Below are 25636 nucleotides of genomic sequence, written 5' to 3'. Positions count from 1 at the left end.
CATTCCTCGGACCGCGCCCCGCGATCCGCTCCGAAGCATCGGCGAGATCCGAAACACGGGCGCGTCTGCGGCGCGGTGAGGTTCAATGGAGGCATGTCACGCATCGCAGCACGCCGCCGGGTCACCCGCATCACCGTGGGGGAGCCGCCGCGCCGCCGCGCCGACTTCCTCGCGGCCGAGGAGCCGCTCGAGATCCGGGTCGGCGGCAAGGCGCTCACCGTGACGATGCGCACACCGGGCAGCGACGTCGAGCTCGCGGCGGGGTTCCTGGTCTCGGAGGGGGTGGTCCACTCCGCCGACGAGTTCGCGACGGCGCGCTACTGCGACGGGGCGGTGACCACCGGTGATGACGGCGTCAGCACCAACACCTACAACGTGCTCGACGTCGCTCTCGCCCCCGGCGTCGCGCCGCCCGATCCGAGCATCGAGCGCAACTTCTACACGACCAGCTCGTGCGGCGTGTGCGGCAAGGCGAGCATCGACGCCGTCGCGACGGTCTCCCGCTACACCGTGGACGAGGATCCGCTGCGCATCGACCCGGCGACGCTCGCCGGCTTCCCCGACGCGCTGCGGGCCGGTCAGGCCGTGTTCGAGCGCACCGGCGGCCTGCACGCGGCCGCGCTGTTCGACGGCGGCACCGGCGAGATGCTGGTGCTGCGCGAGGACGTGGGCCGGCACAACGCCGTCGACAAGGTGATCGGCTGGGCGCTGCTGAACGACCGCCTCCCCGCCCGGGGCTGCGTGCTCATGGTCTCGGGCCGCGCGAGCTTCGAACTCGCGCAGAAGGCGCTCATGGCCGGGATCCCGATGCTCGCGGCGGTCTCGGCGCCCTCGTCGCTCGCCGCGGAGCTCGCGAGCGAGGCCGGTCTCACCCTCGTGGGCTTCCTGCGCGGCCCCTCCATGGTGGTCTACAGCCGCGAGGATCGCCTCGCCCTGGATGGCCGCTCCGCCATCGGCTAGGGTGGGGGCATGGCGAGGTTCAGCCCACTGGAGTGGCCGGTCTTCCGGCAGTTCTCCTCGCCCGACCGGTTCGGGCGGGGCGACTCGGTCGTGTCGCGCAAGACGCGCGAGATCGTGCCCCGCACCAGCTCGGCCGACCGCGTCGTGCAGAGCGTCTGCCCCTACTGCGCCGTGGGCTGCGGGCAGAAAGTGTTCGTCAAGGACGAGCGGGTGGTGCAGATCGAGGGCGATCCCGATTCGCCCATCTCGCGAGGCAGGCTGTGCCCCAAGGGCTCGGCGAGCGAGCAGCTCGTCAACTCGGCGTCGCGGCAGACCGAGATCCTCTACCGAGCCCCCTACGCCGCCGAGTGGCAGAAGCTCTCGCTCAGCACCGCGATCGACATGATCGCCGAGCGCTTCCTCGAGGCCCGCAAGAAGTGGTGGCAGGATCACGACGAGCACGGCCGCCCGGTGCGCCGCACCATGGGCATCGCGGCGCTCGGCGGCGCGACGCTCGACAACGAGGAGAACTACCTCATCAAGAAGCTGTTCACCGCGGCGGGCGCGATCCAGATCGAGAACCAGGCCCGCATCTGACACTCCGCCACGGTTCCCAGTCTGGGAGCCTCGTTCGGCCGAGGCGGTGCCACGCAACCGCTGCAGGACATGGCCAATGCGGATTGCATCGTGATCCAGGGATCCAACATGGCCGAGTGCCACCCCGTCGGGTTCCAGTGGGTCTCCGAGGCGAAGGCGCGCGGCGCGAAGATCATCCACGTCGATCCCCGCTTCACGCGCACCTCCGCGGTGGCCGACAAGCACGTGCCCATCCGGGCCGGCTCCGACATCGTGCTGCTCGGCGCGCTCATCAACCACGTGATCGAGAACAACCTCTGGTTCAGGGAGTACGTGCTCGCGTACACGAACGCGGCGACGATCGTCGGCGAGGAGTTCCGCGACACCGAGGATCTCGACGGGCTGTTCTCCGGGTACGACGCCGAGACCGGCACCTACGACCCGTCGAGCTGGGCCTACCAGCGCACCGGGCGGCAGCAGAGCTCCGACGAGGGCGAGGACGACCTGCAGGAGGCGCCCGGCATGGGCGACCAGTTCGGCGACGGCGGGCCGTCGGTCGGCGACCGCTTCCTCACCGACGAGACGCTGCAGCATCCGCACACCGTGTTCCAGATCCTGAAGCGCCACTACGCGCGCTACACCCCCGAGATGGTGCGCGAGGCGTGCGGCATCTCCGAGCAGGACTTCGCCTACCTCGCGCGCTCCATCACCGAGAACTCCGGCCGCGACCGCACCACCTGCTTCGCATACGCGGTGGGGTGGACCCAGCACACCATGGGAGCCCAGTTCATCCGCACCGCGGCGATCCTGCAGCTGCTGCTCGGCAACATCGGGCGACCGGGCGGCGGGATCATGGCGCTGCGCGGGCACGCGAGCATCCAGGGCTCCACCGACATCCCCACGCTCTTCAACCTGCTGCCCGGCTACCTGCCGATGCCGACCGCGTCGGCCGAGACGCTGCAGGACTACCTCGACGGCATCGCGTCCCCCGATCAGAAGGGCTACTGGGCGAACGCCGACGCCTACACGATCAACCTGCTCAAGGCGTGGTGGGGCGACGCCGCCCGCGAGGAGAACGACTGGGCCTACGACTACCTGCCGCGCCTCACCGGCCCGCACGGCACCTACCAGACCGTGGCGAGGATGCTCGAGGACGAGGTCGACGGCTACTTCGTCTTCGGGCAGAACCCGGCGGTGGGATCGGCGCACGGCCGCATGCAGCGGCTGGGCATGTCTCACCTCAAGTGGCTCGTGGTGCGCGACTTCGCGATGATCGAGTCGGCGACCTGGTGGAAGGACGGCCCCGAGATCGAGTCGGGCGAGCTGCGCACCGAGGACATCGCGACCGAGGTGTTCTTCATGCCCGCGGCGAACCACGTCGAGAAGTCGGGCACCTTCACGCAGACGCAGCGCATGGTGCAGTGGCGGCATCAGGCGGTGCAGCCGCCCGGGCAGGCGCAGAGCGAGCTCGACTTCTTCTACGAGCTGGGGATCCGGATCCGCGAGCGGCTCGCCGAATCGACCGATCCGCGCGACCGGCCGCTGCTCGACCTCACCTGGGAGTACCCGCTCGACGAGCACGGCAACCCCGATCCCGAGGCCGTGCTCGCGGAGATCAACGGCCGGCACCTCACCGGTGAGCGGGCCGGCCGGCCGCTCTCCTCCTACACCGAGATGCGCACCGACGGCTCGACCGAGGGCGGTTGCTGGATCTACACGGGTGTCTACGCCGACGGCGTCAACCATGCCGCGCTGCGCCCGGCGAAGGAGCAGCAGGACGCGGTCAACCCCGACTGGGGGTGGGTCTGGCCCGCCAACCGGCGGCTGCTCTACAACCGGGCGTCGGCGGATCCCGATGGGCGCCCCTGGAGCGAGCGCAAGAAGTACGTCTGGTGGGACGAGCAGCGGGGCCGCTGGACCGGCGACGACGTGCCCGACTTCCCGGCGACGCTCTCGCCCGACGCGCGGCCGCTGCCCGGAGCCGGGGGAGCCGATGCGCTTTCGGGCACCGACGCGTTCATCATGCAGTCGGACGGCAAGGGCTGGCTGTACGCGCCGAAGGGGCTCGTCGACGGCCCGCTGCCCGCGCACTACGAGCCGCAGGAGTCCCCGGTCGCCAACCCCCTCTACAGCCAGCAGCGCTCGCCCGCGCGCGTGACGATGGCCCGCCAGGACAACCTCAGCGCCCCGAGCGACGACGAGCCCGGTGCGGGCGTCTACCCCTACATGTTCACCACGTACCGGCTCACCGAGCACCACACCGCGGGCGGGATGAGCCGGTGGCTGCCCTACCTCGCCGAACTGCAGCCCGAGATGTTCTGCGAGGTGTCGCCCGAACTCGCCGAGGAGTGCGGCCTCGAGCCCTACGGCTGGGCGACGATCATCTCGGCGCGCTCCGCGATCGAGGCGAAGGTGCTCGTGACCGACCGGGTGAAGCCGCTGCGGGCCGGCGGGCGCACGGTGCATCAGATCGGCCTGCCCTACCACTGGGGCGTGGGGGGCGACGCCGTGGTGAGCGGCGACGCCGCGAACGATCTGCTGGGGGTGGTCATGGACCCGAACGTGCTGATCCAGGAGTCGAAGGCCGGATCCTGTGCGATCCTCCCGGGGCGGCGGCCCCGCGGCGAGGCGCTGCTCGAGCTCGTCGAGCGGTACCGGCGGCGCGCCGGGGTGACGATCGACACGGGCATGCGGGCCTCCGACGTCTCCGGGGTCTCCGACGCGGGACGCGGGTACCCTGGAACCGAGCGCCGGCCGGACTCGTCGCACGATCACCCGGGGGATCCCGGCGATGCGCCGGGCGCGGCGCCGGCGCAGCACGACGACGACGAGGAGGCGCAGAGATGAGCAGGCTCACGGAGTCCGAGCACGCCGCCCACCACGAGCACGTGCACCCCCGCAAGGGCTTCTTCACGGACACCTCCATCTGCATCGGCTGCAAGGCCTGCGAGGTCGCCTGCAAGGAGTGGAACCGCAACCCCGCCGACTCCGACTGGCAGCTCTCCGACTCGTCGTACGACAACTCCGAGGGGCTCGGCGCCGACACCTGGCGCCACGTCGCGTTCATCGAGCAGGGGCAGGAGCGGATCGAGGAGGCGCGCGAGAGCGGGCGCCGGCTCGTGAGCCTCGGAATGCCCACGGTGCGCCCCGCGACCGGCGCGGGGGCCGACGGCTCCGCAGACCTGTCGGGCGCCGACACCACCCCGCCCGACACCCCCGACTTCCGGTGGCTCATGTCGTCGGACGTGTGCAAGCACTGCACCAACGCCGGCTGCCTCGACGTCTGCCCCACGGGCGCGCTCTTCCGCACCGAGTTCGGCACGGTCGTGGTGCAGGAGGACATCTGCAACGGCTGCGGCACCTGCGTGGCCGGGTGCCCTTTCGGCGTGATCGAGCGGCGCAGCGACGGGATCGCCGTGCCCAAGACGAACCGCGACTTCGTGCCCGGCGAGCAGGCGCCCACCCGCAACGCGGGCGTCGCCCAGAAGTGCACGCTCTGCTACGACCGCCTCACCGATGATCAGACGCCCGCCTGCGCGCAGGCCTGCCCCACCACGTCGATCAAGTTCGGCAGTCGCGAGGAGCTCGCGAAGATCGCTCGGGCCCGCGTGCGCGAACTGCACAAGCAGGGCCTCACCGAGGCGCGGCTCTACGGCGCGAACGAGCGCGACGGCGTGGGCGGCACGGGGTCGATCTTCCTGCTGCTCGACGAGCCCGAGGTGTACGGGCTGCCCCCGGACCCGCAGGTCGCGACGAAGGATCTGCCCCGCATGTACAAGCGCGCCGGTCTCGCCGCGCTCGGCATGATCGGCGCGGTCGCGCTCGCGTTCCTCACCGGAGGGCGTCGATGAACCGCGCCGCGTGGAAAGGTGATCGTTCGTGACCCTCTCGGAGTTCGACAGCTACCGGCCCCCCGAGAAGCCGCGCCGGTCCGGGGGCAGGCGCAAGCGCCGCGGTGGCAGGGGCGCCGGGGCGACCGACGGCTCGCGCGAGATGGCCATGGTGCCCGAGGTCGAGTTCGCCACCTACTACGACCGGCCCATCGTGAAGCCGCCGCCGTGGGAGGCGCCGATCGGCATCTACCTGTTTCTCGGCGGCGTCGCGGGCGGGTCGTCGCTGCTGGCCGCGGGCGCGCAGTTCAGCGGCAACGCGAAGCTGCGCCGCAACAGCCGTCTCGCGGCGATCGCCGCGGCCGGCGCGGGCGCCGTGTCGCTCATCGTCGACCTGGGCAGGCCCGAGCGATTCCTCAACATGTTCCGCACGCTCAAGGTGACCTCGCCGATGAGCGTCGGCTCGTGGATCCTCGGCGCGTTCAGCGCCGGAGCCGGCGTCGCGGCCGCCGCCGAGTTCGACCGCATGACGAAGCGCCGGCTGCCGCTCGGGCCGCTGCGCCGACTGCTCGATCTGGCCGAGCAGCCGGCGGGAGTGGTCTCCGCGGTGTTCGCGGCGCCGCTCGCCGCCTACACCGGCGTGCTGCTCTCGAACACGGCGAACCCCACGTGGAACGCGGCGAAGGAGGATCTCTCGTTCGTCTTCGTGAGTTCGGCGAGCCTCGCCGCCGGTGGCCTCGGCATGGTGACGACGCCCGTGGCCGATGCGAAGCCGGCGAGGGTGCTGGCGGTGGCCGGGTCGGCGGCCGAGCTCGCCGCGTCGGAGCTCATGGAGCGGCGCATGGATCCGGTGGCCGCCGAGCCGCTGCACCGCGGGAGCGCGGGTGCGATGCACCGGTGGAGCAAGCGTCTCGCCGCGGTCGGCGGGGTCGGCGCGGTCTTCGCAGGGCGCAGCCGCACGGTCGCGGTCGTCTCGGGGGTCGCGCTGCTCGCGGCCTCGGCGCTCACCCGCTTCGCGGTGCTCGAGGCCGGCCTCCACTCCACGAAGGATCCCCGATACGTCATCGAACCGCAGAAGCGCCGGCTCGAGGCGCGCCGCCGCGCGGGGATCGTCGACGACTCGATCACCACGGCCGAGTAGCGGGGACGAGGGGGAAGCGGTGACGCGAGACGAAGCGGTGCGAGCGGGGCTCGTCGAGCTGCGCGCGCAGACCGATGCCCGCGCGGCCCGGCTCGAGGCCGAGCTCGACGCGCTGACCCGCGCTCGCCGCAGCGAGTCGGATGACGACGAGCACGATCCGGAGGGGGTGACGCTCTCCTCGCAGTGGTCGATGCTCGCCGGCCTGCTCGCCTCGGCGCGCGAGGACGCCCGGGCGGCCGACGCCGCCGTGCGGCGCTTCGAGGCGGGCGAGTACGGGATCTGCCCGGCATGCGGGCGGCCGATCCCCGAGGGGCAGCTCGAGGCGCGGCCGTTCCGCGAGCGCTGCGTGGCGTGCTCGTAGGGGCGGCGGGCCCGCTCGGCCGCGGCTCCGTCACCGGATGGTGATGCCGGCTCCCGCGACGGTCTCGCCGATCACCGGGTAACCCGGCACCTCGCCCACGACCAGCAGCCCGCCCGAGGTCTGCGCGTCGGCGAGCAGCACCAGCTCCTCCTCGGAGAGGGGGCGCTCGATGTCGAGGTGGGGCCGCACCCAGTCGAGGTTGCGGCGCGATCCGCCGGGGATGAACCCCTCGTCGAGCGATTCCCGAGCCGCCTCGATGAGCGGCACCGCGCCCGAGTCGAGCACGGCGCCGACGCCCGAGGCGCGGCACATCTTGTAGAGGTGCCCCAGCAGGCCGAAGCCGGTCACGTCGGTGGCGGCGCGAGCACCCGCGGCGACGGCGGCGATCGAGGCGTCTCGGTTGAGCTGCACCATCTGCGCGATCGCGTGCTCGAACACCTCGCCGGTGCGCTTGTGCCGGTTGTTCAGCACGCCGACGCCGATGGGCTTGGTGAGGGTGAGCGGCAGGCCGGGCTCGGCCGCGTCGTTGCGCATGAGCCGCGCGGGATCGACCACACCGGTGACCGCCATGCCGTACTTGGGCTCGGGGTCGTCGATCGAGTGGCCGCCGGTGACGGGGCAGCCGGCCTCGGCGGCGACGTCGAGCCCGCCCCGCAGCACCTCGGTGAGCAGTTCCATGGGCAGCACCTCGCGCGGCCAGCCCACGAGGTTGATCGCCGTGATGGGGGTGCCGCCCATCGCGTAGATGTCCGAGAGCGCGTTGGCGGCGGCGATGCGGCCCCAGTCGTAGGCGTCGTCGACCACGGGGGTGAAGAAGTCGGCGGTCGAGAGCACCGCGAGGTCGTCGCGCACGAGCACCGCCGCCGCGTCGTCGCCGTCGTCGAGCCCCACGAGCACCTGGGGCGCGGTCTGGCCGACGAGCCCCCGCACGGCGTCTTCCAGCTCGCCCGGCGGGATCTTGCAGGCGCAGCCGCCGCCGTGCGCGTAGGAGGTGAGTCGTGCGGGATCCAGCTCGGTAGCCATGCCCCGAGACTACCCCGCGCATCGCTTTCGCGGGAGTGTAGGCTCGTCGGTGGAGGCGTCAGGGTTCCTGGTGGGCCCCCCGGTCTTCAAAACCGGTGAGTCCGAGCATCTCGGGCTGGCGGGTTCGATTCCCGTCCGCCTCCGCCAATATGCCGACCGGGGAATATCGAGCGGGCGAGGGGGCGCGATGAGCGACGAGGACCATCGCAGGCGCATTCCCCGCACCGACCGGCTGCTGGCGCTCCCCGCGGTGCGCGAGGCGCGGGAGCGGATCGGCGACGCCGCGATCCGCCGCATCGTCGAGGAGCGGCAGCGGGCGGCCCGCGAGGGCCGGGTGCCGGTCGAGGAGGTCGAGCAGGCGGTCGTCGACGCGCTGCGCGCCGAGCGGCCCGCGTCACTCGTGCCCGTGCTCAACGCGACCGGCGTGATCGTGCACACGAACCTCGGCCGGGCGCCCCTGTCGGAGGGCGCCAGGCAGGCGATCGGGGCCGCCGCCGGCTACGTCGACGTCGAGATGGATCTCGTGAGCGGCAAGCGCAGCGCCCGGGGCGCGGGTGCGCGCGAGGCGCTGCTGCAGGCCTGTCCCGAGGCCGAGGACGCGTTGATCGTGAACAACGGCGCGGCAGCACTGCTGCTCGCCGTCACCGCGGTCTGCGCCGGGGCGTCGGAACGGGATCGGGCGATCCCGAGCGAGATGATCGTGAGCCGGGGCGAGCTCGTGGAGATCGGCGCCGGGTTCCGGCTGCCCGACCTGCTGGTCACCACGGGTGCCCGGCTGCGCGAGGTCGGCACCACCAATCGCACGCACCTCTCCGACTACGAAGCCGCGATCGGCGCCGCGACCGGCTGCCTGCTGAAGATCCACCCGAGCAACTTCCGCGTGCAGGGGTTCACCTCCGGAGTCGACGTGGCGGCGCTGCGCCGACTCGCCGACGCATACGGGCTGCCGCTCGTCGTCGACCTCGGCAGCGGCCTGCTGCGACCCGACGCGCTGCTGCCCGACGAGCCCGACCTCGCGGGCGCCCTGCGCGCCGGAGCCGACGTGGTGATCGCGAGCGGCGACAAACTGCTCGGCGGCCCGCAGGCGGGGCTGCTGGTGGGGCGGGCCGAGACGATCCGGCGCCTCGCGAAGCATCCCCTCGCGCGCGCCGTGCGCAGCGACAAGCTCACCCTCGCGGCGATCGAGGCGACCCTGCGCGGCCCCGAGACGCCTGTGCAGGCGGCGCTGCACGCCGTCCCCGCCCGTCTGCGCGAGCGCACCGAGGGGCTCGCCGCCCGCCTGGCCGCAGCGGTGCAGGGGCCCTGCGAGGTCGTGCCCCACGAGGGGCGCGTGGGCGGCGGGGGAGCGCCCGGGGTGCCGCTGCCGGGGTGGGCGATCGAGCTGCCCGAGGCGATGGCGCCCCGCCTGCGGGCCGGTGCCGTCGCCGTGGTCGCCCGCGTGCACCGGGGGCGCTGCCTGGTCGATCTGCGCTGCATTCCCGAGTCGGATGACGAACTGCTGCTGGAGTGCCTGATCGAGGCGCTGGGCGACGCGGGCGCCGCCCCGCGCTCCGCGCCGCGGGGGCTCGGGTCCCGCTGACATGTACGTCGTCGCCACCGCCGGCCACGTCGATCACGGCAAGTCGACCCTCGTGCGCGCCCTCACCGGGATGGAGCCGGACCGGCTCGCCGAGGAGCGGCGGCGCGGCCTGACGATCGACCTCGGCTTCGCGTGGACGCGGCTGCCCTCCGGCCGCGAGGTCGCCTTCGTCGACGTGCCCGGCCACGAGCGGTTCCTCGCGAACATGCTCGCGGGTGTCGGCCCCGCCCCCGCGGTGTGCTTCGTGGTCGCGGCGGACAAGGGCTGGCAGGCGCAGTCGTCGGATCATCGCGACGCGGTGGCGGCGCTCGGCATCGAGCACGGCCTCGTGGTGATCACGCGCGCGGATCGCGCGCCGGACCGGGTCGCCGAGACGATCGAGCAGACCCGGATCGCGCTGGCGGGCACCCCGCTCGAGCGCGCACCGGTGGTGGTCTCGGCGCTGCCCGCCGGCTTCGACGAGTCGGGTGGCGCGGCGCCGAGCACCGGTCTCGGCGAGGTCGTGGAGCGGCTCGACGACGTGCTCGCGGCCGTGCCCGAGCCCGATGCCGGGGCCCGTGTGCGGCTCTGGGTCGACCGCTCCTTCACCATCAGGGGGGCGGGCACCGTGGTGACGGGCAGCCTGACGGCGGGCACGCTGCGCCAGGAGGACCGCCTGCAGCTGATCGGCGACGGGGGAGCGCACCCGACGGCCGTGCGGGGGCTGCACAGCCGGAACGAGGCGGCGACCGCGGTGACGCCCCACGCGCGGGTCGCCGTGAACCTGCGCGACGTCGCCGCCGACGCCGCGCACCGCGGAGACGCCCTCGTCACGCCGGACGCGTGGCCGATCGTCGACGCGGTCGACGTGCGGCGCACCACGGGGGCCGGCTTCGCCGATGCGCCGCAGCAGCTCGTGGCGCACATCGGCACCGCGGCGGTGCCCGTTCGCCTGCGGCCGTTCGGCGACGATCACGCGAGGCTCGCTCTGCAGCGGCCGCTGCCGCTGCAGCTCGGAGACCGACTCGTGCTGCGCAACCCCGGCAGCCGCTTCGTGTTCGCGGGGGCGCTGGTGCTCGACGCGGATCCGCCCGCGCTCACGCGGCGGGGCGACGGCGCCCGCCGGGCCGCCGTGCTCGCCGCGCGCCCCGACACGGGGGACGCCCTCGCCGAGGTGGAGCGACGCGGCGCGATGCCGGTCGAGCAGCTGCGCCGACTCGGTCTGACGGGGCTCGAGGCGGTGCCGGAGGGGCTCTCGGCGGTCGGTCGCGCGGGCGCCTGGTGGGTGCATCCGCCCACGCTCGACCGCTGGGCGAGCCTGCTGCGCGAGGCGGTGGCCGAGAAGCTGCGCGCGGATCCGCTGACGCCCGGCCTCGCGGAGGGCGCCGCCGCCGACGCGCTGCTGCGCGCCGATCCGCCGCTGCCGCACGCTTCGCTGCTGCCGCTCGCGGTGCGCCGGGCGGGGCTCGAATCGCGGTCGGGGGTGCTCAGACCGCCCGGCACGGGCGTGGACCTCGGTGCGGCGGAGGCCGGGGTGGCGCAGCTCGAGCGACGGCTGCGCGAGCACCCGTTCGCGGCGCCCGAGGCCGACGACCTCTCGCGGCTGCGGCTCGGCGCACGCGAGCTGGCCGCGGCGGAGCGCGCCGGTCGGCTGCTGCGGCTGCGCGACGGGATCGTGCTGCTGCCCACCGCCCCCGCCGAGGCGATGCGCCGGCTCGCGTCGCTCGAGCAGCCCTTCACCACGAGCGGGGCGAGGCGCGCGCTCGACACCACGCGTCGGGTCGCGATCCCGCTGCTCGAGCACCTCGATGCGCGAGGGTGGACGCGGCGCATCGACGGGGTGAACCGGATCGTGGTGCGGTAGCGGCGGCGCGAGAGGCAGCCTCGTGTGCGGTTCTGCGGGCGATTTCCGCCCGCTGCCGCGTGCGCGAACCGGGCTCGGAATCCGCGCCTGCGGAAGTGCGGATGTAGGATCGGGGCATGTCGCACTATCGGATCCGGGAGGCAGCGCGTCTGATCGGCGTCAGCGATGACACGATCCGCCGCTGGGTGACGCAGGGGCTGCTCGAATCGAGCGTCGACGAGGCCGGAGTGCAGGTGATCGAGGGCGCCTCGCTCGCCGGGCGGGCGAAGCAGCTCGCACCGGTCACCGGCGACGACGGCCCGGTGCTGCGCAGCGCCCGAAACAGTTTCACCGGCATCGTGACGCGGGTCGACGCCGACGGCGTGGTCGCCGTCGTCGAGGCGCAGTGCGGGCCGCACCGCCTCGTGTCGATCATGACTCGGGAGGCCGTCGACGAGCTCGGCCTCGAGGTCGGTTCGCGCGCCACGGCGATCGTGAAGGCCACCAACGTGATCATCGAGACCCCTCGGAAGGATGCGGCATGAATCCCAAGACGCTCAGAGACGCGACCCGCATCGGCGCGCTCGCACTCGCCGCGGGCCTCGCCGCCGCGCTCGCGGGCTGCGGCTCGGGCCAGCCGTCGGGGCCCGCGAGCACTCCCGACCCGGCGCCCGCATCGCAGATCGGCGGCGACCTCACCGTCTACGCCGCGGCCTCGCTCGAGCCCGCCTTCGAACAGATCGGCGACTGGTTCGTCGACGAGCACCCCGACGTGTCGATCGAGTTCTCGTACGACGGCTCCTCGGTGCTCGCCACGCAGATCCTGAGCGGCGCCCCGGTCGACGTGTTCGCGTCGGCCGACGCGCCGAACATGGAGAAGATCACCTCAGAGGCGCGGAACGACGGCGAGCCCACGGCCTTCGCCACGAGCGAGCTCGCGATCGCCGTGGCGCCGGGCAACCCGCTGGGCATCGAGACGCTCGCCGACCTGGCCCGAGCGGGCGCCGGCGCCCCGGTCACCGTGATCTGCGCGGCGGAGGTGCCCTGCGGCAATGCGTCGCGCGCGCTGCTCGAGCGCGACGGGGTCGAGCTCGCGCCGGCGAGCGAGGAGCAGAACGTGACGGCGGTGCTCACCAAGGTGCGCGAGGGCGAGGCCGACGCCGGGCTCGTCTACCTCTCCGACATCCTGCGCGCCGAGGGCGAGGTCGACGGCATCGAGATCCAGGACGCCTCGGACGCCGCCGGCGACTACCTGGCGGTGCCGATCGAGGGATCCGACGCCCCCGAAGCGGCTGCCGCCTTCTCCGAGTTCCTGCTCACCGACCGCGTGCAGCAGCTCCTCGCAGACCTGGGCTTCGGCCCCGCGCGCTGAGCCGTGACCGATCGGGCTGCGCGGCGCCCGGCCCCGCGCTCCGCGGCGGACCGGGACGCGCGGCGTGTGCGGCTGCCCGCGGGGGTGCTGGTGCCGGCCGCGATCGGCGCGGCCACCCTGCTGCTTCCCCTCGCTGCGCTGCTGCTGCGCGTGGACTGGCGGGCGGTGCCCGAGACACTCTCGGCCCCGGGCACCCTCAGCGCGCTGGGGCTGTCGCTCGGCACCGCGACGATGGCGACGATGCTCTGCTTCGCGCTCGGGGTGCCGCTCGCGCTCGTCATCGCCCGCACCGAGGGCGCCGTCGCCGCCGCGCTGCGCGCCTGCGTCACGCTGCCGCTCGTGCTGCCGCCGCTCGTCGGCGGCCTCGCGCTGCTGAGCCTGCTGGGGCGCGGGGGCCTGCTCGGCGACTGGCTCTTCGGGCTCGGGATCCGCATCCCGTTCACCACGGCCGCCGTGGTCATCGCGCAGACCTTCGTCGCACTGCCGTTCCTGGTGATCGCGGTGGAGGGCGCGCTGCGGGGTCAGGGGAGCGCGTACGAGCGGGTGGCCGAGAGCCTCGGCGCCCGGCCCTGGACCGTGCTCAGGCGGGTGACGCTGCCCCTGCTCGCGCCCAGCCTCACCGCCGGCGGCATCCTCTGCTTCACGAGAGCCCTCGGCGAGTTCGGGGCGACCGCGCTCTTCGCGGGCAACGCGCCCGGCACCACCCGCACGATGCCCCTCGCGATCTACACCGCGTTCAACGGCGCCGGGGTCACGCAGGATGCGGCGCTCACCCTCTCCCTGCTGCTCGTGCTCGTCGCGATCGTGGCGCTCGTCTGCATGCGCTCCCGAGGCTCGGGAGCCGCGCTGTGAGCGGCGGCTCGGGCCGCGGGATCGCGGGTGCACTGCGATGCCGGATCGAGGTGGCGCGCGGCGACTTCCGCCTCGACGCCCGGTTCGAGGTCTCCCCGGGCGAGATCGTCGCGGTGATCGGCCCGAACGGTGCGGGCAAGTCGACGCTGCTCGGGGCGGTCGCGGGCACCCTGCCGCTGAGCGCCGGCCGCGTCGAGCTGGGCGGGCGAACGCTGAGCCGCCGGGAGCCGGGATCGCCGACGACGCTCCTGCCGAGATCCGCGAGGCGCGTGGGCCACCTCGATCAGCGGGCCCGGCTCTTCCCGCACCTCGACGCCGCCGCCAACATCGCCTTCGGGCCGCGCTCTCAGCGGGTGCCGCGCACGCGAGCCGTGCGCGTCGCGCACGACTGGCTCGAGCGGGTGGGCCTTGCAGGCCGAGGCTCCGCCCGCGAGGACGAACTCTCGGGCGGGCAGCAGCAGCGCGTGGCGATCGCGCGCACGCTCGCCGCCGATCCGGGGGCGCTGCTGCTCGACGAGCCCTTCGCGGCGCTCGACGTCTCGAGCGCCCAGGATCTGCGCCGTCTCGTCGCCGACGAGATCCGCAGGCTCGGGGTGCCCGCGCTGCTCGTCACCCACGACCCGGTGGATCTCATCGCGCTCGCCGACCGCGTGCTGGTGCTCGAGGGCGGGCGGATCGCGCAGAGCGGCGCGGTCGCGGAGGTGCTCTCGGCCCCGGCGACCGGCTTCGCGGCCGAGTTCGCGGGCAGGGTGCTGGTGGCCGGGGTCGCCTCGGCGGGCGGTTCGCTGCGACTCGAGGGAGCACCCGTCGACCGGATCCGCGGATCCGGGCCCCTGCCGCGACCGGGCCTCACCGCGGTCGCGAGCTTCGACCCGACCGCGGTGCGGGTGAGCTCGCACGGGCGGCGGGCCGGTGAGGCACCGATGCCCGGCGACCGCGGCGACTCGGATGGGTCGAGCACCGTCTGGGCCGGCACCGTCTCGGCGCTCTCCGCGAGCCGCACGGGCGTGCGCCTCGCGTTCGCGGAGTGGCCCGAGTTCGTCGCCGAGGTGCCGGTGAGCCGCGCGCTCGATCCCGAGATCGCCCCCGGCTCCCGGGTGCGCCTCGAACTGCGGGCGGCCGACGTGACCTTCGCGGTGCCGCTCCCGGACGGTTGAGGCGGCGGGCCCGCCGCTCGATCCTCGGCGTCGCGCCCGCCGCCGCTCGTCCGCGCTCGGCCCGCTCGCTCCTTCTCCCGCCTCGGCGCACGGGCGCCGGTGCTAGGGTGAGGATCGGAGTGAGGACTGCGATGCGACCGGAAGAGCGGGGATCGGGCGGCGCGGGAGCGCGTCGGCTTCCCTCGATCGGGCTCTCGGACGCCCGGGGCAGGCCCCTGCGCGATCTGCGCATCTCGGTGACCGACCGCTGCAACTTTCGCTGCGTCTACTGCATGCCGAAGGAGATCTTCGGCCGCGACTACCAGTTCCTCGACCGTTCCGAGATCCTCAGCTTCGAGGAGATCGAGCGGGTGGCCAGGATCGGCGCCTCCCTCGGCGTCGTCAAACTGCGCCTCACGGGCGGCGAACCGCTGCTGCGGCGCGGCATCGAGGATCTCGTCGCCGCGCTCGCCGCGATCCGCACCCCCGACGGGCAGCCCCTCGACCTGGCGCTCACCACCAACGGGTCGGCGCTGCCCGTGAAGGCGGAGGCGCTGCGGGCCGCGGGCCTGCGGCGCGTCACCGTCTCGCTCGACTCGCTCGACGACGAGCGGTTCCGCGCCGTGAACGACGTGCGCTTCCCCGTGCAGCGGGTGCTCGAGGGCATCGCCGCAGCCGACGCGGCGGGGCTCGCTCCGGTGAAGATCAACACCGTGCTCAAACGGGGGGTGAACGACGACGAGATCCTGCCGCTCGCCGAGCGGTTCCGCGGCACCGGTCATCCGCTGCGCTTCATCGAGTACATGGACGTGGGAGCCTCGAACGGCTGGCGCCTCGACGACGTGGTGCCCTCGGCCGAGGTGGTGCGCCGCATCGACGAGGCGCACCCGCTCGAGCCGGTCGCCCCCGCCGCTGCGGGGGAGACTGCGAAGCGGTGGAGGTATCGCGACGGCGCCGGAGAGATCGGGGTGATCTCGAGTGTGACCGGCGCCTTCTGCGGCGACTGCTCGCGCGCCCGCATCTCGGCCGAGGGTCAGCTCTTCACGTGCCTGTTCGCCTCCAGCGGCTTCGACCTGCGCGCGGTGCTGCGTTCCGGCGCGTCCGACGACGACGTGGCGCGAGCGCTCGGGGGCGTGTGGTCGCGGCGCGCCGACCGCTACTCCGAACTGCGCGGCCGCGCCGCGCCCGCCGCCGCTCCCGCGCGCATCGAGATGTCGTACATCGGCGGCTGAACGGGACTGCCGTCCGTCCGTCGGGCGCGGGAGCCGGACCTCGCTCACCAGCAGTTTCTCCTCAGGACTCGCCGGTGGTTCTCCGCTGCCCTGCGGATAGGGAGACCGCCGATGAATACGCCTCAGACCGCTGCGTGGCGAGTTCGCTTCGCCCCGCTACACTGCGGGTATGTCGCAGCAGGTCTATCTCGATCACAACGGCACCACCCCGATCGCGGCGCGGGCGGTCGACGCGATGCTCCCGTACCTCACCGATCACTTCGGCAATCCCTCGAGCTCCAACCCGCAGGGCCTCGCTGCGCGCGGCGCCGTCGACACGGCCCGCGAGCAGCTCGCCGCGCTGATCGGCGCGCACCCCGACGAGATCACCTTCACGTCGGGCGGCACCGAGGCGAACAACCTCGCGATCAGGGGCGCGGCGCAGCTCGCCGAGCAGCGTGCGGCGCTGACCTCGGTGGTCGAGCACCCGGCCACGGCGCAGCCGATCGCCGTGCTGGAGCGCGAGGGATGGGCGGTGCACCGGCTCTCCGTCGACGCCGACGGCCGGGTCGATCCGGGCGCCGTGCCCGGGGCGCCGCTCGGGCTCGGCACCCTGATCCTCGCGCAGAACGAGGTCGGCACGATCCAACCCGTGGCCGAGGTCGCCGAACGGGTGCGCGCGGCGGGCGGCGTCGTGCACGCCGACGCCGCGCAGGCCGTGGGCAAGATACCGGTCTCGGTCGACGCGCTCGGAGTCGACCTGCTGAGCATCGCCGGCCACAAGCTCTACGCGCCGAAGGGGGTCGGCGCCCTCTACGTGCGGCGCGGCACGAAGATCGCGCCCGTGCTGGTCGGCGCGGGGCAGGAGCGAGGACTCCGCCCGGGCACCGAGAACGTGGCGGGGATCGTGGCTCTCGGCGCGGCGGCCGAGCTCGCGGGAGAGCTGCTCGCCGACGAGTCGGCGCGCCAGCTCCGCCTGCGCGAGCTGCTGTGGGACCGGCTCGTCGCGGGGCTGCCGCAGCTGGTGCGGATCAGCCCCGTCGACGGCTGCCTGCCGAACACGCTCATGGTCGCCATGCCGGGCCGCGTCGGCGGCGAGGTGCTGGAGCGCGCGTCGGGGGTCGGCGCCTCCACGGGCAGCGCGTGCCACTCGGGGGTGCACACCCCGGCGCAAACCCTCCTCGAGATGGGGCTCGACCCCGATCTCGCGCTCGGCGCGCTGCGCCTCTCGCTGGGCCGCGCGACCACCGAGAGCGACGTCGACGCCGTCGCGGCGACCCTGATCGCGGCCGCGAGGGGCGACTGACCGCGCCTCGGAGGCGTCGGGGGACCGGCCCGCGAGATCGCCGGTCGGCCGGCAACTTCCCCGTCGGGCGAGACAGACCCTAGAGGCCGACCCAGTCGGAGACGCCGTCGGCGTAGTGCTGACGCTTCCAGATGGGCACCTCGCGCTTGATGCGCTCGACGAGCCGCTCGATCGCTTCGAACGCCTCCCGCCGGTGGGGCGAGGCCGCGGCGGCGACGAGGGCCGCGTCGCCGATGCCGAGCGCGCCCACGCGGTGCACGGCGGCGAGCCGCACACCCGAACCGCGCTGCTCCTCGGCGAGGATCGCCGCGAGAATGCGCGGGGCGTCGGGATGGGAGCTGTAGTCGAGCGAGCGCACTCGCTCGCCGGCGTCGTGATCCCGCACCACGCCGTGGAAGACGACCACCGCGCCGCACTCGGCCGCCTCGACGGCCGCGCGCACCGCCGCCTCGTCGATGGGTCGGTCGGTGAGGCCGGCGAGCGGGTCAGACATCGCCGCCCTCCAGCAGTTGGGGTGCGACCGCCGCGAGCGCGACCACCCCGCCGCGCAGGTAGCGGGCCTCGACGCCCCGGCTCGCGAGTACCCGGGCGGCGCGGATCGAGCGCGGATCCCGCTCGCAGTAGACCGTGACGGGCCCCTCCGCCGGATGCCACGGGAGCGCCGCCTCCGAGCCCTCGAGCGCGTCCAGAGGCAGCCCGGCCGACCCCGCGATGCGGCGCGCGGCGTGCTCGCCGGGCGTGCGCACGTCGACCAGCCGCGGCGGGGAGCCCCCGCTCAGCTCCGCGGCGAGGGCCTCGGCCGAGACCGAGGCGGGCAGCGGCTCCGACCCGGCGCAGAAGAGCTCGTAGTCGACGAGCGCCGAGACGGGGGCGGCCTGCGGATCCCGCCCGTAGGGCAGTTCGCGGAACCGGGACGCGAGCGCGTCGTAGAGCAGCACCCGCCCGATGAGCGGCTCCCCCAGCCCGGTGATGAGCTTCAACGCCTCCGTCGCGAGCAGGGAGCCGATCGTGCCGCAGAGGCCGGGGAGCACGCCGCCGGTGCCGCAGCTCAGCACCTCCTCGGGTGGCGGGGGAGCGGGGAAGAGGTCGCGGTAGCCGGGCCCGTGGCGGTGCCAGGCCACACCGACCTGCCCGTGGTACTGCAGGATCGCCCCCCAGACCAGCGGCCGGCCCGTGAGCTCGGCGGCGTCGTTCGCGAGATACCGGGTGGCGAAGTTGTCGCTGCCGTCGATGATCAGGTCGTAGCGCTCGAACAGCTCGATCGCGTTCGAGGAGTCGAGTCGGATGCGGTGCTGCTCGACCCGCACGCCGGGGTCGAGTCTGCCGACCGCGTCGGCGAGGGACTCGGTCTTCGGGCGGCCGAGGTCGGCGGTGCCGTGCGCGATCTGCCGGTGCAGGTTCGAGAGCTCGACCTCGTCGTCGTCGACGACCCCGATGACGCCCACCCCCGCCCCGGCGAGGTAGGGCACGCTCGCGCTGCCGAGACCGCCCGCCCCGATGACCAGCACGCGGGCGGCGTGCAGACGGGCCTGAGCGGGCGCGCCGAAGCCGGGCAGCGGGAGCTGGCGCTGTGCGCGGCGCAGCCGCTCCTCGGGGAGCGGACCGCCCGGTTCGACGAGCGGAGCCGGGCGGTCGTGGTCGGCGGGGGTCATGGGGCCATTGTAGATCTGGGGGGCGGGGCGGGCGCGGGCTACGATGGAGAGCATGACGGGCATCACGGTTCGGTACTTCGCCGCGGCGGCCGAGGCCGCGGGCGCCGACCAGGAGGAATGGCAGCCGATCGGCGCGGCGACGATCGACGCGCTTCGAGCCGAGCTCGAGCAGCGCCACGGCGCGCCGATGCGGCGGGTGCTGCGCAGCGGCTCCTTCCTCGTCGACGGCACGGTGCGGCGCGACGGCGGCGAGATCGGCGGATCCGTGGTCGACGTGCTGCCGCCGTTCGCCGGCGGATGACGGGCGGCACGATGACCGAATCGCAGCCGGGGCACGGCTCCGACGGGATGGGGGTCGAGGGCGCGGCTGCGCGCACCGCCGACGAGCACGCGGCCGCCTGTCGCGTCGTGCTGCGGCAGGCGCTGCAGCGCGCGGGCGCCCGAGCGCCCGAGACGGTCGCGCTCGACGATCCCGAGCTGCTCGGGCGGATGACGGGGGGAGCGCTCGTCTCGGACATGCCCCTGCCGCCGTTCGACAACTCGCAGATGGACGGGTACGCGGTGTGCGCCGCCGACCTCGCCGGAGCCGCCCCGGGCGCGCCGGTCGAGCTGCAGATCGGGATCGCGACCGCCGCGGGCGACGCCCCCGTCGCGCATGCCCCGGGGACCGCCTCTCCGGTGATGACCGGGGCGCCGATCCCGGCCGGCGCCGACGCGGTCGTGCCCGTCGAGCGCGCGCTGCCGCCGCAGTTCCCGCCGCTCGCACGGGCCGGCCGGGGGGCGCCGCAGGGGGCGGTGGCGTTCGCGGCGCCGGTGGCGACGGGGGAGTTCGTGCGCCGCGCCGGCTCCGATCTCGGCGCGGGCGCCGAGATCCTGCCCGCCGGCGTGCGGCTCGCCCCCGCCCGCATCGGCGCGCTCGCGGCCGCCGGGATCGCCGAGGTGCCGGTCGCGCCCCGCCCGAGGGTGCTGCTCTGCTCGACCGGTGACGAGATCACACCGCAGGCAGGGCCCGGAGGCCTCGCCCCCGGCCGGATCCACGACGCGAACACGCCCATGCTCGCCGCCGCGCTGCGATCCGCCGCCGCCGAGGTGCGGGTGGTGCGCTGCGACGACAGCCCCGGCGCGCTGCGGGCCGCACTGCGAGCGCACGAGCGGTGGGCCGATCTGCTCGTGACGTCGGGCGGCATCAGCGCGGGCGCGTTCGAAGTGGTGCGCGAAGCCCTCGCACCGCTCGGGGCCCGGTTCGTGAAGGTCGCCATGCAGCCGGGAGGGCCGCAGGGGCTCGGGATGCTCGCCCTCGACGCCTCGGGCGGGGCCGATGCGGCTTCCGCCGGCCCGCGGCTGCCCGCGCTCTGCTTCCCCGGCAACCCGGTGAGCGCGATGCTCTCGGCCGAGCTCTTCCTGCTGCCCACGCTGCGGGAGCACGCCGGGCTCCCGGCGGAGCGCCCGCGCGAACAGCGCCCGCTCGCCCACGACGCGGAGTCGCCGGAGGGCAAGCTGCAGCTGCGCCGCGGCACGATCGCGCCCGATGGCAGGGTCGTGCTCAGCGGCCCCAGCTCCCACCTGCTGCGGGGCCTCGCCACCGCCGAGGTGATCGCGGAGATCCCGCTCGGAATCGGCTTCCTCGCCGAGAACGCCCCCGTCGTCGTCTGGAGGATCCATGACTGAAGCCCGCCCCGCTCCCGACCCCGCCGACCCGCGGCTCACCCACCTGCGCGAGGACGGCAGCGCCCACATGGTCGACGTGAGCGACAAAGCCGTCACCAAGCGCACCGCGCGCGCCGAGGCGGTGCTCGTGACCCTCCCCGGGGTCGTGCAGCAGCTCATGGAGGGGCGGTTGCCGAAGGGCGAGGCGCTCGGCACCGCCCGCGTGGCCGGCATCATGGCGGCGAAGCGCACGTGGGAGTTGATCCCGCTCTGCCACCCGCTGCCCATCAGCCGCGTCTCCGTCGACTTCGAGGCCGAGGGAGACCGGGTGCGCGTGCTGGCCGAGGTGAGCACGCGCGGCGTCACGGGCGTCGAGATGGAGGCGCTGACGGCGGCGAGCGTGGCCGCCCTCACCCTGTACGACATGATCAAGGCGGTGCACAAGCGCGCCGAGATCACCGGCACCCGGGTGCTCGCCAAATCCGGCGGCAAGAGCGGCGACTGGGAGGCCTCGTGAGCGTGCGGCCGCCGGGCCGTGCCGTCGTGGTGGTCGCGTCGACGAGCTCTGCGGCCGGTCGCTCGGTCGACCGCACCGGCCCGGTGATCGCCGAGTGGTTGCGGTCGCGCGGCTTCGAGACCGAGGCGCCGGCCGTCGTGCCCGACGGCCGGCCCGTCGCGACGGCCGTGCGAGACGCCGTCGCCGCCGGGTGCGCGGTCGTCATCGTCACCGGCGGCACCGGGGTCTCGCGCACGGACCGCACGCCCGAGGCGGTCGACCCGCTGCTCGATACGCGGGTGCCCGGGCTGATCGAGGAAATCCGCCGACGGGGCCTCGCCTCCTCGCCGCTGGCGCTCATCACGCGCGGCGTGGCCGGGTTCGCGGGCGGCACCTTCGTCATCACGCTGCCGGGTTCGCCCGGCGGCGTGGCGGACGGGCTCGACGTGCTCGGGGGAGTGCTCGAGCACCTGCTGAGCCAGCGCACGGGCCCCGAGTCACGGCACCCGCAGCGCTGAGCGGCACGGGTCAGCGGCGCGGCTGCGGCGCGATCACCTCGTTCGCGGGCGCGAGGGCGAGCAGGATCAGCACGGCGCCGATGACCGCGAGGCCGATCCAGCCGAGCGCGGTGAGTCGCTCGCCCACGATCGCGACCGCCAGGATCGCGGCGACGGCCGGCTCGGTCAGCGTCACCGTCGTCGCCGTGCTCGGCGGCACTCGGGCGAGGCCGTAGCCGAACAGCAGATAGCCGAGGAACATCGGCACGAGCGCCATGTAGGCCGCCACGAGCGCGGCCTGGGGAGAGGCGAGCAGCGGCGCCCCGGTGAACGCCAGCACGGGCAGCAGCAGCGCCCCGCCGCACCCGAACACGGCCCCCATCGAGGCGGCCCTGCTCACACCGCTCGCGATGAGGCGGTGCGCGACCCATGAGTAGGCGGCGTAGGCCGCCCCCGCGATGAGGCCCAGCAGCACGCCCGTGACGGTCGATGAGGCGGTCGACGCCGGCTGCCCGAGCTTCGACAGGCACAGCAGCGCCGCGCCCGAGATCCCGAGCGCGGCGGCGAGCGCCCACCAGCCGCTCAGGGGCCGGCGCTCCACCACCCGTTCGAGCAGGCCCGAGGCGAGGGGCGCCGAGGCGAGCGACACGACCGACCCGATCGCCACCCCCGCGAGGTGCATCGAGCTGTAGAAGGCCAGCGGGTAGACGGCGACCGCGATCGCCCCCGTGGCCACGAGCCCGCGCCGGTCGCGGAGTCGGCCGCGTGCGGCGCGCAGCGCGGGGACCGCGACGGCCGCCTGCAGCAGGCCGCCGACGCCGAGCGCGGCCGCGCCGATGGCGAGCGGTCCGGCCTGGGGCGCGAAGGTCGCGGCCGTACCCGTGGTGCCCCAGAGCAGCGAGGTCGCGGTGATCGCGGCGATGCCAGCGAGTCTGCGCCCGCGGGCGGTGCTCCGGGCGCCGGCGGGGGTCACCGGGCGCCCAACAGCGATGTCGCGATGCCGCGGGCGCGCAGCAGTCGCTCCGGGCCGCCCTCGAGTCCTGCCCGGCTCATCGCCCCCTCGAGCAGGAACGAGAGGTGCTCCGCGGTGCCGGCCGGGTCGGGCGCGCCGGCGGCGTGCAGATGCTGGGCGAGGATCGACTCGACCTCCTCCTTGTGGCGCCGCACCTCGTCGCGGGCGGGGTTGCCGACGGGCAGCTCGGCGGCGGCGTTCAGCAGTCCGCAGCCGCGGAAGCCGCGATGGTACGCGGCTCGGGCGTGGTCGAGGTAGGCGTCGAAGACGGCGAGCACCCGCTCGCCCGGCGTCCGCGCGTGCGCGAGGCGCGCGCGGTAGAGGCCGAGCCACTCGTCGTGCCTCGCGCCGAGGTAGGCCCGGGTCAGATCCTGCTTCGACGAGAAGTTGTTGTAGAGGCTCTGCTTCGCGACGCCCGCCTCGGCGGTGATCGTGTCGATGCCGGTCGCGGTGATGCCGTCGGCGTAGAAGAGTCGCGCGGCGGCCTCGAGCAGGCGGGCGCGTGCCGGCCGGCGCGGGCCGACGGGGGGTTCGGGTGCGGAGCTCATGCGGTCCTCTCGAGACTGACTAGGTAGATCAGTCTACTCGTCGATCGGCTGATCCTCCCGCGCTCCGGCGAGGTCGCTAGGCTGCTAGGGCGTGTCTCGCAACCGCAAGGACTTGCGAGACCCGCCCTTGTCGCCGGCCCGCGCCGCCCGCACCCGATCCGCCCGAAGGAATCGAATTGACCGCACCCCAGACGGACGCCGCCGAGCGCGCCCGATACCGTCCCGACCCCTCGGTGCTCACGGCGCTGCGCAGCCCTCGACTGCTCACGCGGGAGGTGCTCGCCGGGATCGTCGTCGCGCTCGCCCTGATCCCCGAAGCCATCGCGTTCTCGGTGATCGCGGGCGTGGATCCGCGCATGGGGCTGCTCTCCTCGTTCATCATGGCGACGAGCATCGCCTTCCTCGGCGGCCGGCCCGCGATGATCACGGCCGCCACCGGCGCCGTGGCGCTCGTCGTTGCGCCCGTGGTGCGCGAGCACGGGCCCGAATACCTCATCGCGACGGTGCTGCTCGCAGGGCTGATCCAGATCCTGCTCGCCGTGCTCGGCGTGGCGAAGCTCATGCGGTTCATCCCGCGCAGCGTGATGGTCGGCTTCGTGAACTCGCTCGCGATCCTCGTGTTCATCGCGCAGCTGCCCCAGCTGATCGGCGTGCCCTGGGCCGTGTACCCCCTGGTGGTGGGCGGCATCCTGATCCTGCTGCTCATGCCCCGGATCACGCAGGCCGTGCCGGCGCCGCTCGTCTCCGTGATCATCGTGACGATCGTGGTGGTGGTCTGCGCCATCAACGTGCCCACGGTCGGCGACCAGGGCGAGCTGCCCCGCAGCCTGCCCGAGCTGGTGATCCCGAGCGTTCCGATCGAGTGGGGCACGCTCGCCGCCATCGCGCCCTACGCCTTCGCGATGGCGCTCGTCGGCCTCATGGAATCGCTCATGACCGCGAAGCTCGTCGACGAGATCACCGACACCCACTCCGACAAGACGCGCGAGGGCTGGGCGCAGGGCGTCGCCAACCTGCTCTCCGGCCTCTTCGGCGGCATGGGCGGCTGCGCGGTGATCGGTCAGACGATGATCAACGTGAAGGCGTCGGGCGCGCGCACCCGCATCTCGACCTTTCTCGCCGGCGTCTTTCTGCTGATCCTCGTGGTCGTGCTCGGCGATCTCGTCGCGATGATCCCGATGGCCGCTCTCGTCGCCGTGATGATCATGGTCTCCATCGAGGCCTTCGACTGGCACAGCGTGGCGCCCTCGACCCTGCGGCGCATGCCGAAGAGCGAGACCTTCGTGATGCTGTCCACCGTCGCGCTCGTGGTGGCCACCCACAACCTCGCGATCGGCGTGATCGGGGGCGTGCTCGTCGCGTCGGTGCTGTTCGTGCGGCGGGTCGCGCACTTCGCGCGGGTCGACCGCGAGGTGACGGGGGAGGGCGACGCCGAGGTGGCCGGCTACCGCGTCTCGGGCGAGCTGTTCTTCGCGTCGAGCAACGACCTCACCACGCAGTTCGAGTACCGGCGCGATCCCGAGCGCGTGGTGATCGACATGTCGGGCGCCCACGTCTGGGACGCATCGACGGTGGCCGCGCTCGACGCGGTCGTGACGAAGTACGAGCGACTGGGCAAGCGGGTCGAGCTGGTCGGCATGAACGCGCGCACGAGCGACTTCCACGCGCGCCTCACGGGCACTCTCGGGGGCGAGGGCTGAGCGGCGCGGGTCGCCGCGCAGGCGGGGCGGGATCCCGGAGGGGCGGGCGATCGCTCGCGCTGGCGGCGCTGGCGGTGTGCGCGCTCGCCCTCGCGGGCGCGCTCGCGATGCAGGGCGTGGACGCCCCCGAGGGGAGCGGCGCGGCTCCGGACACGGGCTCGTCGCGGCAGGCCGACGAGGGGGCGAGCGGCGATCCTGCCGCGGGCGAGGCGGCGGCTGATCCGCCCGCGGGCGATCCCGGGCCGTCGGCCGCGGATCCCGGATCGGCCGGTGCGCCCGTTCCCGCGCCCGCGCCCGCCGCGGAGCGCACCGCCGCCGAGGCGCTCGACGCACTCCCCGTCAAGGGGCGCGCGCCGAAGACCGGCTACGACCGCAGGACGGGATTCGGGAGCGGGTGGCAGGATCCCGACCGCAACGGCTGCGACGCCCGCAACGACACGCTGCAGCGCGACCTCGCCGATGCCCGACTCGACGGCCCGTGCACAGTGCTGTCGGGGGTGCTGCTCGACCCGTACACCGGGGCGCGCATCGACTTCGTGCGCGGCGAGCGCACCTCCCAGGCCGTGCAGATCGACCACGTCGTCGCGCTCTCCGACGCCTGGCAGAAGGGCGCGCAGGCGCTCACGCGAGAGCAGCGGGTCGTGTTCGCCAACGATCCGCTCAACCTGCTGGCGGTCGACGGCGCGGCGAACTCGAGCAAGGGCGACGGCGACGCGGCGACCTGGCTGCCGCCCGAGCGGGGCATCCGCTGCGAATACGTCGCCCGGCAGATCTCGGTGAAAGCCTCGTACGGGCTGTGGGTGACGGCTGCCGAGCGCGATGCGATGCGGCGCGTGCTGACGAGCTGCCCGGGTCAGCCGGCGTACGAGTCGCCGCTCGCCGGAGCCGAGACGGGCTGAGCTGCGACTGGCTGAGCTGCGACGGGCTGGGCCGCGG

At 74.1% G+C, this 25636-nt stretch carries 24 protein-coding genes and 1 tRNA gene; 20 read left to right on the top strand and 5 right to left on the bottom strand.

All coding sequences use genetic code 11. The features are described 5' to 3' along the window. The first annotated feature begins 93 nt into the window (after positions 1-93). The 5 genes from fdhD to H490_RS30755 are packed head-to-tail and all read left to right on the top strand — an operon-like array spanning position 94 to position 6847. Positions 94-960: a formate dehydrogenase accessory sulfurtransferase FdhD gene (gene fdhD, locus H490_RS30780; protein ID WP_017885389.1), complete on the top strand. Its 867-nt coding sequence runs from the start codon at positions 94-96 to the stop codon at positions 958-960. A 9-nt stretch (positions 961-969) separates the two neighbouring features. Then, positions 970-4362 (top strand): formate dehydrogenase, encoded by a 3393-nt coding sequence (gene fdh / locus H490_RS30770; RefSeq protein WP_193743424.1) that lies wholly within the window; start codon positions 970-972, stop codon positions 4360-4362. Further along, positions 4359-5366: a 4Fe-4S dicluster domain-containing protein gene (locus tag H490_RS30765; protein ID WP_017885386.1), complete on the top strand. Its 1008-nt coding sequence runs from the start codon at positions 4359-4361 to the stop codon at positions 5364-5366. Before fdh ends, H490_RS30765 begins: the two co-directional genes overlap by 4 nt. 28 nt (positions 5367-5394) lie before the next feature. Next, positions 5395-6486, top strand: coding sequence for an NrfD/PsrC family molybdoenzyme membrane anchor subunit (gene nrfD / locus H490_RS30760; protein ID WP_017885385.1), 1092 nt, complete (start codon positions 5395-5397; stop codon positions 6484-6486). Positions 6487-6505: 19 nt separating this feature from the next. Continuing rightward, entirely contained in the window at positions 6506-6847 is a 342-nt protein-coding gene (locus H490_RS30755; protein ID WP_017885384.1) for a TraR/DksA family transcriptional regulator, read from the top strand. A gap of 30 nt (positions 6848-6877) precedes the next feature. Here the strand turns inward: H490_RS30755 and selD are convergent, their stop codons facing one another. Further along, entirely contained in the window at positions 6878-7870 is a 993-nt protein-coding gene (gene selD, locus H490_RS30750) for a selenide, water dikinase SelD (protein WP_017885383.1), read from the bottom strand. 51 nt (positions 7871-7921) lie between these two features. Between selD and H490_RS30745 the strand changes: the two genes are divergently transcribed. The 9 genes from H490_RS30745 (at position 7922) to H490_RS30705 (ending at position 17148) form a co-directional block, all read left to right on the top strand. Further along, a tRNA-Sec gene (locus tag H490_RS30745) sits at positions 7922-8017 on the top strand. A gap of 40 nt (positions 8018-8057) precedes the next feature. After that, complete coding sequence (gene selA / locus H490_RS30740) at positions 8058-9449, top strand: L-seryl-tRNA(Sec) selenium transferase (RefSeq protein WP_017885382.1); 1392 nt, start codon at positions 8058-8060, stop codon at positions 9447-9449. Position 9450: 1 nt separating this feature from the next. After that, a complete protein-coding gene (gene selB / locus H490_RS30735) occupies positions 9451-11292 on the top strand; it encodes a selenocysteine-specific translation elongation factor (RefSeq protein WP_017885381.1) in 1842 nt (613 codons plus the stop codon). A gap of 116 nt (positions 11293-11408) precedes the next feature. Further along, positions 11409-11816, top strand: coding sequence for a TOBE domain-containing protein (locus H490_RS30730; RefSeq protein ID WP_017885380.1), 408 nt, complete (start codon positions 11409-11411; stop codon positions 11814-11816). Further along, a complete protein-coding gene (gene modA / locus H490_RS30725) occupies positions 11813-12643 on the top strand; it encodes a molybdate ABC transporter substrate-binding protein (protein WP_017885379.1) in 831 nt (276 codons plus the stop codon). Before H490_RS30730 ends, modA begins: the two co-directional genes overlap by 4 nt. Before the next feature lie 66 nt (positions 12644-12709). After that, positions 12710-13495 carry an ABC transporter permease gene (locus H490_RS30720; protein ID WP_017885378.1) on the top strand — a complete coding sequence of 262 codons (786 nt, stop codon included), beginning with the start codon at positions 12710-12712 and terminating at the stop codon, positions 13493-13495. After that, complete coding sequence (locus H490_RS30715) at positions 13492-14652, top strand: sulfate/molybdate ABC transporter ATP-binding protein (protein WP_017885377.1); 1161 nt, start codon at positions 13492-13494, stop codon at positions 14650-14652. The genes H490_RS30720 and H490_RS30715 overlap by 4 nt, the downstream gene beginning before the upstream one ends. 131 nt (positions 14653-14783) lie before the next feature. Next, the gene (gene moaA / locus H490_RS30710) at positions 14784-15863 is read left to right on the top strand and encodes a GTP 3',8-cyclase MoaA (protein WP_017885376.1); all 1080 of its coding nucleotides are present in this window, start codon (positions 14784-14786) and stop codon (positions 15861-15863) included. A gap of 169 nt (positions 15864-16032) precedes the next feature. Further along, complete coding sequence (locus H490_RS30705) at positions 16033-17148, top strand: cysteine desulfurase family protein (RefSeq protein WP_017885375.1); 1116 nt, start codon at positions 16033-16035, stop codon at positions 17146-17148. Positions 17149-17227: 79 nt separating this feature from the next. Here H490_RS30705 and H490_RS30700 read toward each other — a convergent pair whose 3' ends face one another. Then, a complete protein-coding gene (locus H490_RS30700) occupies positions 17228-17641 on the bottom strand; it encodes a molybdenum cofactor biosynthesis protein MoaE (protein WP_017885374.1) in 414 nt (137 codons plus the stop codon). Continuing rightward, entirely contained in the window at positions 17634-18800 is a 1167-nt protein-coding gene (locus H490_RS30695) for a ThiF family adenylyltransferase (protein ID WP_031290393.1), read from the bottom strand. Before H490_RS30695 ends, H490_RS30700 begins: the two co-directional genes overlap by 8 nt. A gap of 52 nt (positions 18801-18852) precedes the next feature. Between H490_RS30695 and H490_RS30690 the strand changes: the two genes are divergently transcribed. The 4 genes from H490_RS30690 to H490_RS30675 are packed head-to-tail and all read left to right on the top strand — an operon-like array spanning position 18853 to position 21461. Next, on the top strand, positions 18853-19101 hold the full coding sequence (locus H490_RS30690) for a MoaD/ThiS family protein (RefSeq protein WP_017885372.1): 249 nt from the start codon (positions 18853-18855) through the stop codon (positions 19099-19101). 11 nt (positions 19102-19112) lie between these two features. Then, positions 19113-20468 carry a gephyrin-like molybdotransferase Glp gene (gene glp, locus H490_RS30685; protein ID WP_193743423.1) on the top strand — a complete coding sequence of 452 codons (1356 nt, stop codon included), beginning with the start codon at positions 19113-19115 and terminating at the stop codon, positions 20466-20468. Continuing rightward, entirely contained in the window at positions 20461-20964 is a 504-nt protein-coding gene (moaC, locus tag H490_RS30680; protein WP_017885370.1) for a cyclic pyranopterin monophosphate synthase MoaC, read from the top strand. The genes glp and moaC overlap by 8 nt, the downstream gene beginning before the upstream one ends. Beyond that, positions 20961-21461: a MogA/MoaB family molybdenum cofactor biosynthesis protein gene (locus H490_RS30675; RefSeq protein ID WP_017885369.1), complete on the top strand. Its 501-nt coding sequence runs from the start codon at positions 20961-20963 to the stop codon at positions 21459-21461. The genes moaC and H490_RS30675 overlap by 4 nt, the downstream gene beginning before the upstream one ends. Positions 21462-21471: 10 nt before the next feature. Here H490_RS30675 and H490_RS30670 read toward each other — a convergent pair whose 3' ends face one another. Together H490_RS30670 and H490_RS30665 are read right to left on the bottom strand one after the other, a co-directional pair. After that, complete coding sequence (locus H490_RS30670; RefSeq protein WP_017885368.1) at positions 21472-22413, bottom strand: DMT family transporter; 942 nt, start codon at positions 22411-22413, stop codon at positions 21472-21474. Beyond that, on the bottom strand, positions 22410-23000 hold the full coding sequence (locus H490_RS30665; protein ID WP_017885367.1) for a TetR/AcrR family transcriptional regulator: 591 nt from the start codon (positions 22998-23000) through the stop codon (positions 22410-22412). The genes H490_RS30670 and H490_RS30665 overlap by 4 nt, the downstream gene beginning before the upstream one ends. Before the next feature lie 176 nt (positions 23001-23176). Between H490_RS30665 and H490_RS30660 the strand changes: the two genes are divergently transcribed. Together H490_RS30660 and H490_RS30655 are read left to right on the top strand one after the other, a co-directional pair. After that, positions 23177-24700: a SulP family inorganic anion transporter gene (locus tag H490_RS30660; RefSeq protein WP_017885366.1), complete on the top strand. Its 1524-nt coding sequence runs from the start codon at positions 23177-23179 to the stop codon at positions 24698-24700. A gap of 74 nt (positions 24701-24774) precedes the next feature. Then, positions 24775-25599, top strand: a complete 825-nt coding sequence (locus tag H490_RS30655) for an HNH endonuclease family protein (RefSeq protein ID WP_017885365.1) — start codon at positions 24775-24777, stop codon at positions 25597-25599. Positions 25600-25636 lie beyond the last annotated feature (37 nt).

The sequence above is a fragment of the Leucobacter sp. UCD-THU genome, from assembly GCF_000349545.1.
GTDB lineage: Bacteria > Actinomycetota > Actinomycetes > Actinomycetales > Microbacteriaceae > Leucobacter > Leucobacter muris.
This window is presented reverse-complemented; position numbering and strand designations above follow the sequence as displayed.